Raw genomic sequence first — 14,877 nt, 5'->3', positions numbered from 1 at the left:
AGCTAAAACACCAGGCGGGGTGCATCCTGAATGAAAAGGGGTGTATGATGAGGCAGCCGGGAAATTTCCCGGCTTTTTTGCGTCTGCAAGGTTGATTGGCAAACCGCCAGTTGACGGTTTGGTCAGGTCGCAAGGCAATTCGAGGGTGTCGGGTACGGTGGCTGCGCTGGGATCAGTGCTGCCCGCTGCTGTGCGCGATACCGGCTTTACTGACGGCTCGCCTGCTTGGCAAGCCGCCCGGACCAGAGGGGAAATGGCGTAATGGCAACGGTAGACCGCTGGCTGCTGCCAGATGGCATCGAGGAAGTACTGCCACCTGAGGCTGCGCGCATCGAGATCGCGCGCCGCCAGGTGTTGGACCTGTTCCAGAGTTGGGGCTACGAACTGGTCGTCACCCCGCATATCGAGTACCTGGAGTCGCTGCTTACCGGCGCCGGCCAGGACCTGGACCAGCGCACCTTCAAGGTAGTGGACCCGCAGTCCGGCCGCCTGATGGGCTTCCGCGCCGACTTCACCCCGCAGGTGGCGCGCATCGACGCCCACACCCTGCGCCGTGAAGGCCCTAGCCGCCTGTGCTATGCCGGCAGCGTGCTGCACGCCCAGCCGCGAGCCCTGTCCACCTCGCGCAGCCCGATCCAGCTGGGCGCCGAGCTGTACGGCGACGCCAGCCCCACCAGCGATGTCGAAGTCATCAGCCTGATGCTCGCCACGCTGCAACTGACCGATGTGCCGGATGTGCACATGGACCTCGGCCATGTCGGCATCTACCGCGGCCTGGCCCGTGCTGCCGGCCTGTCCGGTGCGGTCGAGCAGCAGCTATTCGACGCCCTGCAGCGCAAGGCCGTGGATGAAGTGCAGGTGCTGACCGCCGACCTGCCGAAGGACCTGGGCAACATGCTGCGCGCGCTGGTCGAACTGTGCGGTGGCCGCGAAGTGCTGGCCGAAGCCCGCGTGCGCCTGGGGCGTGCCCCGGCCAGCGTGCTGGCGGCGCTGGACGACCTGCTGGCGATCGCCGATCGTCTGGCGGCGCGCTTCCCGGACCTGCCGCTGTACTTCGACCTCGGCGAGCTGCGCGGTTACCACTACCACACGGGCGTGGTGTTCGCCGTGTTCGTGCCGGGCGAGGGTCAATCGATCGCCCAGGGCGGGCGCTATGACGACATCGGCGCCGATTTCGGCCGGGCCCGCCCGGCCACCGGTTTCTCCACGGATTTGAAGACCCTGGTCACACTGGGGCGAGCGGAGGTCGTATTGCCAACTGGCGGCATCTGGATGCCGGACAGTGGCGACGCGGCCCTCTGGCAGCAAGTCTGCCAGTTGCGCAGCGAGGGCCAGCGTGTGGTCCAGGCCCTGCCTGGCCAGCCGTTGAGTGCTGCTCTCGAGGCGGATTGTGATCGGCAATTGATTCAGCAAGACGGGCGCTGGCAGGTTCTGCCGCTGGCCCAGTGAGTTTCTGCGCCGGCAACAGGCCGGCAACCAAGTTTGCGTGAATGAGGACCAATGTAATGGGTAAGAATGTCGTCGTCCTGGGCACCCAGTGGGGTGATGAGGGCAAAGGCAAGATCGTCGATCTGCTGACCGAACATGCTGCCGCCGTAGTGCGCTACCAAGGTGGCCACAACGCGGGTCACACCCTGGTGATCAACGGTGAGAAGACCGTTCTGCACCTGATTCCGTCCGGTATCCTGCGTGAAGGCGTACAGTGCCTGATCGGCAACGGCGTGGTCGTTGCCCCGGATGCCCTGATGCGTGAAATCACCAAGCTGGAAGAGAAGGGCGTACCGGTGCGCGAGCGCCTGCGCATCAGCCCGGCCGCGCCGCTGATCCTGTCGTACCACGTTGCCCTGGACCAGGCCCGCGAAAAAGCCCGTGGCGAAGCCAAGATCGGCACCACCGGCCGTGGTATCGGCCCAGCCTACGAAGACAAGGTCGCACGCCGCGGCCTGCGCGTGGGCGACCTGTTCCACCGCGAGCGTTTCGCCGCCAAGCTGGGTGAGCTGCTGGACTACCACAACTTCCAGCTGGTGAATTACTACAAAGAGCCGGCCATCGACTTCCAGCAGACCCTGGACGAATGCATGGCCTACGCCGAACAGCTCAAGCCGATGATGCTCGACGTCACCGCCGAGCTGCACAACCTGCGTCGTGCCGGCAAGGACATCATGTTCGAAGGTGCCCAGGGCTCGCTGCTGGACATCGACCACGGTACCTACCCGTACGTCACCAGCTCCAACACCACTGCTGGCGGTATCTCCACCGGTTCCGGCGTTGGCCCGATGTACCTGGACTACATCCTGGGTATCACCAAGGCCTACACCACTCGCGTAGGTTCCGGTCCGTTCCCGACTGAACTGTTCGACGAGACTGGCGCGACCCTGGCCAAGCGTGGCCATGAGTTCGGTTCCACCACCGGCCGTGCGCGCCGTTGCGGCTGGTTCGATGCCGTGATCCTGCGCCGCGCCATCGACGTCAACAGCATCTCGGGCATCTGCCTGACCAAGCTGGACGTACTGGACGGCCTGGAAACCATCAACATCTGCGTTGGCTACAAGAACGAGAACGGTGCCGTCATCGACGCGCCTTCCGATGCCGACAGCTACATCGGCCTGGAGCCGGTGTACGAAGAGATGCCAGGCTGGAGCGAATCGACCCTGGGCGTGAAAACCCTGGAAGAGCTGCCGGCCAACGCTCGCGCCTACATCAAGCGCATCGAAGCGCTGATCGGCGCACCGATCGATATCATCTCCACCGGCCCGGACCGCAACGAGACCATCGTGCTGCGTCATCCGTTCGCCTGATCTGCCTTCCAGGCTGATCTGACGCCGTGGCCCTGAAAGGGGCTGCGGCGTTTTCATTTGTGGGGTATGCCTGTCCCGGCGATAGGGCCAGTACCGGAAAACCCATTGCTAAACCTTGGCACTTATCCCTGCTGCCCCCGGCACAACCCTTGCTGTAAGAAGTTTCTGAAGATGCCATCAAAATAGTGGCGCCAGAAAACACGAGGGTTACACCGTGTCTGCCATTCTCTCACTGTTACGAAGCCGCCTTTTGCGGCCTGTGTTTGTTGCCCTTGGTATCGCTCTTTTGGTGCAGGTGCTGGTTGCCGTTGCGCTTACCCGAAGCACGGTCACCGCCCTGGAGGCCGACCTGGGTGAACGCCTGGGCAATGACAGCCGCCAACTCGCCAGTGAACTGGAGCAAGCCGGGCAAGATGTGCGCTCTGGTCTCGACGGCCTCTCCAGCAGTACCCGCCAGCGCCTGAGCGCAGGCTTGTCGGCGCGCCTGCAAAGTGAGCAGCAGCAACTGCGCAGCACGCTGGAAAAGAACCTCAAGGACTCCGCCAACGACATGGCCGAGCTGCTGGCCTCGGTCGCCCCACGGGCGATCTGGGACAACGACGTGCCGGTGCTCTCCGACTTCGCCCGGCGTGCCCAGCGCAACCCCAACGTGCTGTTCGTGATTTACGACGATGCCCAGGGCCAGCACCTGACCCGCTACCTGAACCGGCAAAACCCGATCAACCAGGCATTGATGGACAAGGGCCAGGGCGAGCGTGCGCTGGACAAGGTGATCGACGCGGCCCGGCGCGACCCGGCGGTGTACTTCGTCGAGGCCTCGATCAACCCCAATGGTGCAGAAATCGGTAAGGTGGTGATGGGCGTTTCCACTGCCGGCATCGATCAGGAGCTCAAGGCCCTCGACCAGCGCTTTGCTGCCCTGATCGCCAGCGGCGAGCAATTGGTCGGCGACAGCCTGGTCGGTGCTGCTGCCGACAGTGGCAAGACCCTGCGCGAGCGCCTGGAGAAGGCGCAGGGCAGTGCTGCCGCGATGCAGGCCAATACCGCACAGACCGTGCGTGATGCTGCCGCCGAACTGCGCTGGCGCATCGGCCTGGGCCTGATGCTGGTCGGCCTGGGTGTGCTGGTGGTGGTGGCTGTGGTGCTTGGCCGCCGGGTGCTGAGCAAGCTGCGCCTGCTGATTGCCGCCCTCGATGACCTGGCGGCTGGCGAAGGCGACCTGACCAAGCGTGTGCCTCTCGACAGCCGCGACGAAATTGGTGACATGGCTTCGGCGGTGAACCGTTTTGTCGACAAGTTGCAGCCGATCGTGCGCGAGGCGGGCGAGGTGGCGCAGCGCACCGGCGTGGAGATTGGCGCGATGGCCCAGCGCAATGCCGGCGCCGATGCTGCCGCTGCGCTGCAACGCGATGAAGTGGCGGCCAGCCTGCGCGACCTGTCGAGCATGGCCGACGAGGCCCAGGCTGAAAGCCACGCGATGCAGGCAGCCCTGCAGCAGGTGGTGGATATCCGCCAGGCAACTGACGAGAACAGCCGCACCTCGACCCAGCTAGCCGGTCTGATCGAGAACCTGGCCGGGCAGGTGGAGGCCGGCTCCCAGGTGATCGAGCGCCTGGCCAAGCAGAGCGAGCAGATCGAAGTGGTGCTGACGGTTATCCACGGCATCGCCGAACAGACCAACCTGCTGGCCTTGAACGCGGCCATCGAAGCCGCCCGTGCTGGCGAAACCGGGCGCGGGTTTGCCGTGGTGGCCGATGAGGTGCGGGCGCTGGCGAGCAAGACGCAAAGCTCCACGGGTGATATCCAGGCGCATATTGCCGCGTTGCAGAAGGGCGCCAAGGAGGCCGTGGCCACCATCAGTCAGGCAGGGCTGAAGGCCAGCGAGGGGCTTCTGGTGTTGCGTGACAACGAGCGCCGCCAGCAGTCGGTGCAGGCGGCAGTGGAGCAAGTACACGCAGCCATCGGCCTGGCCACCCGGGCGGCCGAGCAGCAGGCGAGCGGGGCGCAGGCCGTGCGTGGACGGGTGGAAACCATACACGCCCAGGCCGAACGCTCGGCCGAGGTGGTGATGCAGACCACCGCCAGCAGCAAGGTGCTGGATGACCTGGCTGCACAGCTGCGTGCCAGCCTGGGCCAGTTCAGAGCCTGACCCGATCATTGTGGGAGCGGGCATGCCCGCTCCCACATCGATCGCGATACAGGTCCTTACCTCAGTGGGCAGTATTGCTATGATGGCAACGAAACATGGCAAACGGAGTTGTTCATGTCAGCCCAACTGGTCGCCGCCCCGGCCGCCCTGGATTTCCTTCATTGCGACAGCGTGCATGTCAGTGCGCCAATGACCGCCCTCCAGGCCTACTGCGCCATGACCTCGGATATTCCCGGCTGGCTGGCCCAGGCCTTCCGCCTGCGCGATTTCATCTCGCGCCGCTTCAATGTCACTCCTATTCATGGTTTCTCAGCGCGCAGCCCTGAACGCTCGCCGGCAGTAGGAGAGCATCTGGACTTTTTCCTTGTCGAGGCAATCAGCGACCAGCAATTGGTCCTGACCTCGCGTGACACGCACCTGGCGGTGATGGTGAGCATGGATCTGGATGAGCAGAGGAATGGCCGGCAGCGTTTGAGTGTGACCACCTCGGTGCAGTGCTTCAACCGCTTCGGCCGCCTCTACATGCTGCCGGTCGGCAAAGCCCATGGGCCGATTGTGCGCCGCATGCTGCGTAACATCTGATGGCCTCATCGCCGGTAAGCCAGCTCCCACAGGTACTGCACAAGCCTTAGGGCGGCGCGGTATCTGTGGAGGCTGGCTCGCCGGCGATGAAGGCGAGGCGGATCAAGCCTTGTTCAGATACATCCGCGTAGTCAGCAGATATACCGGCAACCCCGAAACCACAATCAGCAACGCCGCATAAGGCGCCGCCGCCGCGAACTCGACGTTGGCCGTATGCGCCCACACCTCTGTGGCCAGGGTGGTCATGCCGGTCGGGCTGAGCAGCAAGGTGGCAGTCAACTCCTTCATGGCGTCCAGGAACACCAGGGCAAAGGCTGCCGCCATGGCCGGGAAGATGATCGGCAGGGTCACCCGGCAGAACGCGGCAAAGCTGCTCGCGCCCAAGGTCCTTGCCGCTTCCTCCAGGGTAGGTGAAGCCTTGTTCAGTGCGGTGCGCACCGGCGACTGCGCCAGCGGCAGGAACAGCAGCGCATAGGCCAGCAGCAACAGTGCCGTGGTCTGGTACAGCGCCGGCACGTAATGCAGGGCGAAGAACACCAGGGTCAGGGCAATCACCAGGCCTGGCAGGGCGTGCAACAGGTATGGCAGGCGCTCGGCCCAAATTGCCAGGCGGCCCTTGTAGCGCACCACCAGGAAGCTGATTGGCAGGGCTAGCAGCACGCAGAAACCGGCACCCCCCAGCGACACCGACAGCGAGGTGAGCAGCGCCTTGGAAATGGCTGCCACAGGGAATGCCGCCGATGAACCCACGCTCAACCAGTAGCCGAGCATGGCCAGCGGAATACCGCTGCCCAACACCGCCAGGCCCACGCAGAACAGTTGCGCCAGCACTGCCCAGCCACGCAGCCGCACCGGTTGTGCTCGCCGCGCCACACCCTGGCCGATGCGCACATGTCGGGCCTTGCCACGTACCCGCAGTTCAAGCCACAGCATCACCAGGCACATCGCCAACAGTACGGCGGACAGCATGGCCGCGTTGGCATTGCTGAACTCCAGTTCGAACTGCTGGTAAATCGCCGTGGTGAAGGTTTGCAAGCCGAGGATCGACAAGGCGCCGAACTCCACCAGCATGTGCAGGGCGATCAGCAGCGCGCCGCCCAGCATCGATGGCCACAGCAGCGGCAGGGTGACCTTGATGAATACGCCCCAGCGGCTGCAGCCCAGCGTACGTGCCGATTCCTCCAGCGAGGTATCGAGGTTGCGCAGGGTTGCCGCCACTGGCAGGAACACCAGCGGGTACTTGGACAGGGCCATGACCATGATTGCCCCGCCCAGCCCTTCGAAGTCCGAGCTCAGCGACACCCAGGTGAAGCTGCTGACGAACGACGGCACGGCGAACGGCAGGCACAGCACCACGCCCCACAGCCGACGACCGGCCAGGTTGCTGCGCTCCAGCAGCCAGGCCAGGGCCATGCCGACCACCATGCAGGTCAGCGTCACCCCGGCCATCAACATCAGGGTGTTGCGCATCAGCCCCCAGACAAACGGCCGCCACAGCAGGTGCAAGGCTTCGCGCCAGCCGGCTTCCCAGGCTTTCATGGCAACGTACAGCAATGGCAGCAAGCTCATGGCCACCAGGAACAGCACAGGCAGCACCACCCAGATCGAGGGGCGCTTGCGGCGCGGTACGAAGCGTACCGGCACCGGCTCGGACAGGGCGGCAGTCATCAGAGCAGGCCGACCTCGCGCTCAAGCTCGATCGCTTCCTCGGCATTGCCCAGGTCGGCTGGCGAGATCTTCGGCGGGCGCAGGTCTTCGAACGGCTTCAGGCCACGGTCGGAGACCATGCCTTTATGCAGCGGGTACTCGGCGGTGGTCTGGGTGATCACGCGCTGGCCTTCTTCGCTGGCCATCCAGTTGAGCAGGGCCTGGGCTTCTTTCGGGTGCTTGCTGGCCTTGACCACGGCTGCGCCGGAAATGGTGACCAGGTTGCCGGCATCGCCATCGGCCAGGTAGTAGAGCTTGGTGTCCAGCTTGCCGCGCTCGCGCTCAAGCGCATACCAGTAGTAGTTGTTCACCAGTACCGCAGCCACTTCGCCTTTTTCCACGGCTTTCAGGGCGACCATGTTGTTGGTGTAGGGCTTGCCGAATGCCTTCAGGCCGGTCAGCCATTCTTCGGTGGCTTCTCGCCCGTGCATCTTCAGGATGGCCACGGCCTGCTCCTGGAAGGCGCCGCTGGTGGGCACATAGCCGACGCGCCCTTCCCACTCGGGGTTGGCGAAGTCCATCACTGTGGTCGGCAAGTCTTTCTCGTCGACCTTCTTCGGGTTGAACACGACGATGCGCGTACGGGCGGTGATGCCCATCCAGGTGCCGTTGGCGCCAACGTACTCCTTGGGCATCATGTTCGCGGTGGCGTCGTCGATTTTCGCCAGCAGGCCCAGCTCACCCAGGTTGTTCAGGGGAGGGGACTCTTCGGTATAGATGATGTCGGCCGGCGAGCGTTCGCCTTCCTCGATGATCTGGCTGGCCAGCTGGTTGCTGCTGCCCTTGCGGATATCGATATGAATGCCGGTCTTGGCCTCGTAGGCCTGGGCGATGGCTTCGCCGATTTCCTTGTGCTGACCGTTGTACATGGTCAGGGTGACCGGTGCGTCTGCCATGGCGGCCGGAGCGCCGATGGCCAGGCTCAGCACGGCGGCGGCCAAGGTACGCATCAGCGGTTGCGGGCGGATCGTCATGCGGGTACTTCCTCGCTTACGGCTACATATTTGGAAACAATGGTAAACGAAATCGTTTCTCAAGTGGCCGGGTGACGAGAAATTCATGGTCGGATTGCCTTGGGCCTTTTTGCGCCTGTGAGATCGAGCGCCGCCCGCGCGGCGCATCGCGGCTAAAGCCGCTCCTACATTTGTTGCAACGTGGCCGAACCTGTTACGCCATGGTTGCCAGCCCTGGCTCATGACTTGAACCATGCAAACAAGGCTGACAACCATGGCTTCACAGGCATGGCCACGTTGCAACAAATGTAGGAGCGAATTTATTCGCGATGCGCCGCGCGGGCGGCGCTCGATCTCATAGACGCCAGAGCAGTCCGGGCAGGCGAGGAGGGAGAGACAAAAATCGCAGGCAAGAAAAAACCCACTAGCAAGCTAGTGGGTTTTTGTATGGTGCCCAGGAGAAGACTCGAACTTCCACGACCGTTAAGTCACTGATACCTGAAACCAGCGCGTCTACCAATTCCGCCACCTGGGCAAAGCTTTACATCATCTGGAGAAGGCGACTATCGTTCGCTTTCACACAGTAGTAACAGATCCTTGGTCATCTGTTACTTGAAAATATTTGGTGCCCAGGAGAAGACTCGAACTTCCACGGCCGTTAAGCCACTGATACCTGAAACCAGCGCGTCTACCAATTCCGCCACCTGGGCACACATTCGAGATTACTTGATGCTTTACAGCGCCGCTCATCTCTACTACAACTTCGGGGTTGTCCGTCGTTGTGGTGCGCACTATACGGACGGTCCGGGGGGCTGTAAACCCCCCAAGCGAAAAAAATTTCAAAAAATTCAACTTGTTGATTCCGCAGGCCTATTCCGGCTCGCCGGAGACGCCGGTGGGGCTGTCCAAGGCTGACATTTCCGGTTTCAATACGCCTATGCCAGAATTCCTATCTATATACCCCAAGGTGAACCCCTTCTGATGGCCGATTGGCAATCCCTCGATCCCGAGGCCGCTCGCGAAGCGGAAAAATACGACAACCCCATTCCCAGCCGTGAGCTGATCCTGCAGCGCCTTGCCGACCGTGGCGAACCGGCCGCACGCGAGGAGCTGGCGGCCGAGTTCGGTCTGTACGACGAAGACCAGATCGAAGCCCTGCGCCGCCGCCTGCGTGCCATGGAGCGTGATGGCCAGCTTATCTATACCCGGCGCGGCACATATGCCCCGGTAGACAAGCTGGACCTGATCTGCGGCCGCGTCGCCGGTCACCGCGACGGTTTCGGCTTCCTTATTCCGGACGACGGCAGCGAAGACCTGTTCCTCAGCCCGTCGCAGATGCGCCTGGTGTTCGACGGCGACCGCGGCCTGGCCCGCGTCTCTGGTGTCGACCGCCGTGGCCGCCGTGAAGGCGTGCTGGTCGAAATCATCTCCCGTGCCCACGAAAGCGTGGTCGGCCGTTACTTCGAAGAAGGCGGTATCGGCTACGTGACCCCGGACAACCCGAAGATCCAGCAGGAAGTGCTGGTCACCGCCGGGCGCAACGGCGGCGCCAAGATTGGCCAGTTCGTCGAGATCAAGATCACCCACTGGCCGACCCCGCGCTTCCAGCCGCAGGGCGATGTGGTCGAGGTTATCGGCAACTACATGGCGCCGGGCATGGAAATCGACGTTGCCCTGCGCAGCTACGATATCCCGCACGTCTGGCCCAAGGACGTGATCAAGGAAGCGCGCAAGTTCCGCTCCGAAGTCGAAGAGAAGGACAAGGAGAAGCGCGTCGACCTGCGCCACCTGCCGTTCGTCACCATCGACGGCGAGGACGCCCGCGACTTCGACGACGCCGTCTATTGCGAGCCGCTGGGCAAGCTGCGTCTGTTCTCCGGTGGCTGGCGCCTTTATGTGGCCATCGCCGACGTGTCCAGCTACGTGCGCCTGGGCTCGGCCCTGGACGTCGAGGCCCAGCAGCGCGGCAACTCGGTGTACTTCCCCGAGCGCGTGGTGCCGATGCTCCCCGAAGAGCTGTCCAACGGCCTGTGCTCGCTGAACCCGCATGTCGATCGCCTGGCCATGGTCTGCGAAATGACCATGAACAAAGCCGGCCAGATGGTCGACTACCAGTTCTACGAAGGTGTCATCCACTCCCACGCCCGCCTGACCTACAACAAGGTCAGCAGCATGCTCGAGCACTCCCGCACCCGTGAGGGCAAGGCGCTGCGCGAGGAGTACAAGGCAGTCGTGCCGGACCTGAAGAACCTGTACAACCTGTACAAGGTGCTGCTGGATGCCCGTCACGCCCGGGGTGCCATCGACTTCGAAACCCAGGAAACCCGCATCATCTTCGGTGACGAGCGCAAGATCGCGGAAATCCGCCCGACCGTGCGCAACGATGCCCACAAGCTGATCGAGGAGTGCATGCTGGCGGCCAACGTGGCCACCGCCGAGTTCCTGCAGAAGCACGGCGTGCCGGCCCTGTACCGCGTGCACGACGGTCCGCCGCCGGAGCGCCTGGAAAAGCTGCGCGCCTTCCTTGGCGAACTGGGCCTGACCCTGCACAAGGGCAAGGACCCGTCGCCGAAGGATTACCAGGCACTGCTGGCGAGCATTTCCGGGCGCCCGGACTTCCACCTGATCCAGACCGTGATGCTGCGTTCGCTGAGCCAGGCGGTGTACAGCACCGACAACAACGGCCACTTCGGGCTGAACTACGAGGCGTACACCCACTTCACCTCGCCGATCCGCCGTTACCCGGACCTGCTGGTGCACCGCGCCATCCGCAGCATCATCCGTTCCAAGGTGGATACCCCGCACGTCAAGCGTGCCGGCGCCATGAGCATCCCCAAGGCGCGCATCTACCCGTACGACGAGAACACCCTGGAGCAACTCGGCGAGCAATGCTCGATGACCGAGCGCCGGGCCGATGAAGCCACCCGTGACGTGGTCAACTGGCTCAAGTGCGAGTTCATGAAGGACCGCGTGGGCGAGACCTTCCCGGGTGTGATCACTGCGGTGACCGGTTTCGGCCTGTTCGTCGAGCTGACCGACATCTACGTAGAAGGCCTGGTGCACGTCAGTGCGCTGCCGGGTGACTACTACCACTTCGACCCGGTGCATCACCGCCTGTCCGGCGAGCGTACCGGGCGCAGCTTCCGCCTGGGCGACACCATCGAAGTCAAGGTCATGCGTGTTGACCTCGACGAGCGCAAGATCGACTTCGAAGTGTCGGAGAAAACCCTCGCTGCGCCGATTGGCCGCAAACAGCGTGGCGCTGCGCCAGCCGCCGAGCAGCCTGCGCAGGCACCGGTCGAGGCCAAGGCTACGCCGAAACCACGCAGCCGCAAGAGCGAAACCGCCGAGGCATACTTCCCGAAAGATGCCGTGCAGCGTAACGCCGAGGTGCGCAAGAGCCGCGAAATGAAGAAGGCGCTGATGAGCGAGGCACGCAGTGGCGGCCATGCCAGCAGCAAGTCGGACAAGGGCGGCAAGTCGTCCGGCAAGCCGACCAAGCACCGTAAAGGCCCGCCGAAGTCCGGTGCGCCACGCAAGAGCAAGAGCAAGTCATGAGTCAGCTGGAAAAGATCTACGGTGTGCACGCCGTGCAGGCATTGCTGCAGCACCATCCGAAGCGGGTCAAGCAGATCTGGCTGTCGGAAGGGCGCAGCGAGCCACGCCTCGAAACGTTGCTGGCGCTGGCTGCGGAGAACCGCGTGCCGGTTGGCCAGGCCGAGCGTCGTGAGCTGGATGCCTGGGTAGAAGGTGTGCACCAGGGCGTGGTCGCCGAGGTGAGCCCGAGCCAGGTGTGGGGCGAATTGATGCTCGAGGAGTTGCTCGAACGCACCGAAACACCACCGCTGATTCTGGTGCTGGATGGTGTGACCGACCCGCACAACCTTGGCGCCTGCCTGCGTACCGCCGATGCCGCCGGTGCCACGGCAGTGGTGGTGCCCAAGGACAAGTCCGCGACCCTGACGCCGGTTGTGCGCAAGGTGGCCTGCGGCGCGGCGGAGGTAATCCCGCTGGTGGCCGTGACCAACCTGGCGCGCACCCTGGAAAAGCTGCAGCAGCGTGGCCTGTGGGTGGTGGGTACCGCCGGCGAGGCCGAGCAGGAGATCTACCAGCAGGACCTGACCGGGCCACTGGTGATGATCATGGGCGCGGAAGGCAAGGGCATGCGCCGGCTGACCCGCGAGCATTGCGATTTTTTGGTGAAGTTGCCGATGGGCGGTAGCGTCAGCAGCCTGAACGTGTCGGTGGCGACTGGCGTGTGCCTGTTCGAGGCTGTGCGTCAGCGTCAGGCCAAGCGCTGATCTTCAGCCTGTACCGGCCCTTTCGCGGGTAAACCCGCTCCCACAGGGATCGCACAAGGCCTGAGCCCTGTGGGAGCGGGTTTACCCGCGAAAGGGCCGGCAGTCTGTAATGTGTATCAGGCTGTTCAAATATTCACCAATCACCTTGCTTGTGCGCCCCGCCTTCTCTACAATTGCGCCCCTTGCCGAGCTGGCAGGCGCTCATGTGCCTCCCCTCCGTGCAAGACATACAGTGTCATTCACTCCTTGTCTGACCAGATTTACTGGCAGACTACTAACCCGTAAGGAGCATTCATGCGTCATTACGAAATCATCTTCCTGGTTCACCCGGACCAGAGCGAACAAGTCGGCGGCATGGTTGAGCGTTACACCAAGCTGATCGAAGAAGATGGTGGCAAGATCCACCGCCTGGAAGACTGGGGCCGTCGTCAACTGGCCTACGCAATCAACAATGTTCACAAGGCTCACTACGTGATGCTGAACGTTGAGTGCACCGGCAAGGCCCTGGCCGAGCTGGAAGACAACTTCCGCTACAACGATGCCGTTATCCGTAACCTGGTCATCCGTCGCGACGAAGCCGTTACCGGCCAGTCCGAGATGCTGAAGGCTGAAGAAAACCGCAGCGAGCGCCGTGAGCGTCGTGAGCGTCCTGAGCATGCTGAATCCGCCGACGGCGACGACAGCAATGACAGCGACTCCAGCGATAACGCTGACGAGTAATCCACGGACCTTTAGAGGAGCCTATTAAATGGCACGTTTCTTCCGTCGTCGTAAATTCTGCCGCTTCACTGCTGAAGACGTGAAAGAGATCGACTTCAAAGATCTCAACACCCTGAAAGCTTACGTATCCGAAACCGGCAAGATCGTTCCAAGCCGTATCACCGGTACCAAAGCTCGTTATCAGCGTCAGCTGGCTACCGCTATCAAGCGCGCCCGCTTCCTGGCCCTGCTGCCCTACACCGACAGCCACGGCCGCTGAGACCGGGTCGTCGACAAGCAGTAAGGGATTAGCATGCGAGCGTTAGCAAGTTTCATCATGCGCGGTCGTGTGCAGGCCACCCTGGTGGTGGTCATCAGCGCGGTACTGCCGCTGCTGTTCTGGTTGAGTGCCGCTGCCGGCAGCCTTGTGCTGCTGCGGCGTGGGTTCAAGGATGCTACAACGGTCATCGCCGGCGGCCTGCTGGCCGGGCTGGCCGTGTGGGTCATGGGCGATCCCATCACCTTTCTGGTGATTGCGGGTGCCCTGGCCCTGGCCGCCATGTTGCGTGCCGAGCATCCCTGGAGCCGGGTGTTGCTCGCCAGTGCCGTGTTCGCCGTGGCTTTCAGCCTCGTGCTTGATCTGGCGCTGGCGCAAACCTTCGATGTGCTGGCCAAGGCGTTTGCCGAAGCCATGCCGAAAATCGAGGGGCAACCGGTGCTCTCTGGTGAGCTGATCCGCCCCGTGCTGGTCGCTTCCACAGCAGTGACGGTGCAATTGTTCAGTGTGCTGGCGTTGATGCTGGCGCGCTATTGGCAGGCAGCGTTGTACAACCCTGGAGGCTTCGGGCGCGAGTTTCGCGAACTGAAGTTGCCGAAACAGACCATGGCGGTCTTGGTGGCAGTGATGGTGGTGGCGCCGTTTATCGGCCCGCAGTTCATCATTCTGGCATCGGCCTCGAGCCTGGTACTGGTGCTGGCCGGCATCGCCTTGATGCACGGGCTGGTGGCGCAGGGGCGACTGGCCGGTTTCTGGCTGGTGGGCATGTACGTGACGTTGCCGCTGATCATGCAGCTGATTTATCCGTTGCTGGTGGTTCTGGCCATTGTCGACAGCCTGATTGATTTTCGCGGTCGCAAGTCCCCCAAGGGGAATGACTCCGCGAACGGTGAAGGTTAAAAGTTAAGAGGTTTTACCAAATGGAACTGATCCTGCTGGAAAAAGTCGCTAACCTGGGCAACCTGGGCGACAAAGTAAAGGTTAAGGCTGGTTACGGCCGTAACTTCCTGCTGCCATTCGGCAAGGCCACCGTTGCCAACGCCGCCAACCTGGCTGCGTTCGAAGAGCGTCGCGCCGAGCTGGAAAAAGCAGCTGCTGACAAGAAAGCTTCGGCTGAAAGCCGCGCTGCCCAACTGGCCGAGCTGGAAGTGACCATCACTGCCACCGCTGGCGACGAAGGCAAGCTGTTCGGTTCGATCGGCACCCACGACATCGCTGACGCCCTGACCGCCTCCGGCGTTGAAGTGGCCAAGGCTGAAGTTCGTCTGCCGAACGGCACCATCCGTCAGGTTGGCGAATACGACGTAGCCGTGCACCTGCACAGCGACGTTGAAGCCACCGTACGCGTGGTCGTCGTAGCTGCCTAAGCTGCGCTGACTGGCTGGCCCGTCAGGTGTCAGCCGGTTAACAT

The 14,877-nt window shown here is 62.9% G+C and carries 12 protein-coding genes, 2 tRNA genes and 1 pseudogene; 11 read left to right on the top strand and 4 right to left on the bottom strand.

The annotated features are described in order from the left end of the window. Positions 1 to 261 precede the first annotated feature (261 nt). The 5 genes and pseudogenes from MKK04_RS23795 to MKK04_RS23780 all read left to right on the top strand — a co-directional run bounded on the left by MKK04_RS23795 (position 262) and on the right by MKK04_RS23780 (position 5,529). Positions 262 to 1,449 (top strand): ATP phosphoribosyltransferase regulatory subunit, encoded by a 1,188-nt coding sequence (locus MKK04_RS23795; protein WP_207828681.1) that lies wholly within the window; start codon positions 262 to 264, stop codon positions 1,447 to 1,449. Positions 1,450 to 1,505: 56 nt separating this feature from the next. Next, positions 1,506 to 2,798, top strand: a complete 1,293-nt coding sequence (locus tag MKK04_RS23790; RefSeq protein ID WP_063911922.1) for an adenylosuccinate synthase — start codon at positions 1,506 to 1,508, stop codon at positions 2,796 to 2,798. A gap of 550 nt (positions 2,799 to 3,348) precedes the next feature. Continuing rightward, positions 3,349 to 4,041 (top strand): annotated as a pseudogene (locus MKK04_RS26770) (methyl-accepting chemotaxis protein); the annotation flags it as partial. 21 nt (positions 4,042 to 4,062) lie between these two features. Next, entirely contained in the window at positions 4,063 to 4,947 is an 885-nt protein-coding gene (locus MKK04_RS26765; RefSeq protein WP_371034222.1) for a methyl-accepting chemotaxis protein, read from the top strand. Between the two features lie 114 nt (positions 4,948 to 5,061). Beyond that, on the top strand, positions 5,062 to 5,529 hold the full coding sequence (locus MKK04_RS23780; RefSeq protein WP_241106033.1) for a DUF2867 domain-containing protein: 468 nt from the start codon (positions 5,062 to 5,064) through the stop codon (positions 5,527 to 5,529). A 102-nt stretch (positions 5,530 to 5,631) separates the two neighbouring features. On the opposite strand, the gene MKK04_RS23775 is transcribed toward MKK04_RS23780, so the two are convergent. From MKK04_RS23775 to MKK04_RS23760, 4 genes are all read right to left on the bottom strand, one after another. Then, entirely contained in the window at positions 5,632 to 7,197 is a 1,566-nt protein-coding gene (locus MKK04_RS23775; RefSeq protein ID WP_207828709.1) for an ABC transporter permease, read from the bottom strand. Further along, the gene (locus tag MKK04_RS23770; RefSeq protein WP_207828719.1) at positions 7,197 to 8,210 is read right to left on the bottom strand and encodes an extracellular solute-binding protein; all 1,014 of its coding nucleotides are present in this window, start codon (positions 8,208 to 8,210) and stop codon (positions 7,197 to 7,199) included. Before MKK04_RS23770 ends, MKK04_RS23775 begins: the two co-directional genes overlap by 1 nt. A gap of 427 nt (positions 8,211 to 8,637) precedes the next feature. Beyond that, positions 8,638 to 8,724, bottom strand: a tRNA-Leu gene (locus tag MKK04_RS23765). Positions 8,725 to 8,812: 88 nt separating this feature from the next. Further along, positions 8,813 to 8,899 (bottom strand) — tRNA-Leu (locus tag MKK04_RS23760). Between the two features lie 271 nt (positions 8,900 to 9,170). Between MKK04_RS23760 and rnr the strand changes: the two genes are divergently transcribed. The 6 genes from rnr (at position 9,171) to rplI (ending at position 14,833) form a co-directional block, all read left to right on the top strand. Next, positions 9,171 to 11,747, top strand: a complete 2,577-nt coding sequence (rnr, locus tag MKK04_RS23755; protein WP_241106032.1) for a ribonuclease R — start codon at positions 9,171 to 9,173, stop codon at positions 11,745 to 11,747. Then, complete coding sequence (gene rlmB / locus MKK04_RS23750) at positions 11,744 to 12,490, top strand: 23S rRNA (guanosine(2251)-2'-O)-methyltransferase RlmB (protein WP_063911916.1); 747 nt, start codon at positions 11,744 to 11,746, stop codon at positions 12,488 to 12,490. The genes rnr and rlmB overlap by 4 nt, the downstream gene beginning before the upstream one ends. Positions 12,491 to 12,784: 294 nt before the next feature. Continuing rightward, entirely contained in the window at positions 12,785 to 13,210 is a 426-nt protein-coding gene (rpsF, locus tag MKK04_RS23745; RefSeq protein WP_013974420.1) for a 30S ribosomal protein S6, read from the top strand. 28 nt (positions 13,211 to 13,238) lie between these two features. Beyond that, the gene (gene rpsR / locus MKK04_RS23740) at positions 13,239 to 13,469 is read left to right on the top strand and encodes a 30S ribosomal protein S18 (protein ID WP_003249563.1); all 231 of its coding nucleotides are present in this window, start codon (positions 13,239 to 13,241) and stop codon (positions 13,467 to 13,469) included. Positions 13,470 to 13,502: 33 nt separating this feature from the next. Next, positions 13,503 to 14,366, top strand: a complete 864-nt coding sequence (locus MKK04_RS23735; RefSeq protein ID WP_063911915.1) for a hypothetical protein — start codon at positions 13,503 to 13,505, stop codon at positions 14,364 to 14,366. Between the two features lie 20 nt (positions 14,367 to 14,386). Continuing rightward, on the top strand, positions 14,387 to 14,833 hold the full coding sequence (rplI, locus tag MKK04_RS23730) for a 50S ribosomal protein L9 (protein ID WP_003249568.1): 447 nt from the start codon (positions 14,387 to 14,389) through the stop codon (positions 14,831 to 14,833). Positions 14,834 to 14,877 lie beyond the last annotated feature (44 nt).

This window comes from Pseudomonas sp. LS.1a, assembly GCF_022533585.1.
Classification (GTDB): Bacteria; Pseudomonadota; Gammaproteobacteria; order Pseudomonadales; family Pseudomonadaceae; genus Aquipseudomonas.
Note: the sequence above shows the minus strand (reverse complement) of the source record. Positions and strands in the feature narration are given on the sequence as shown.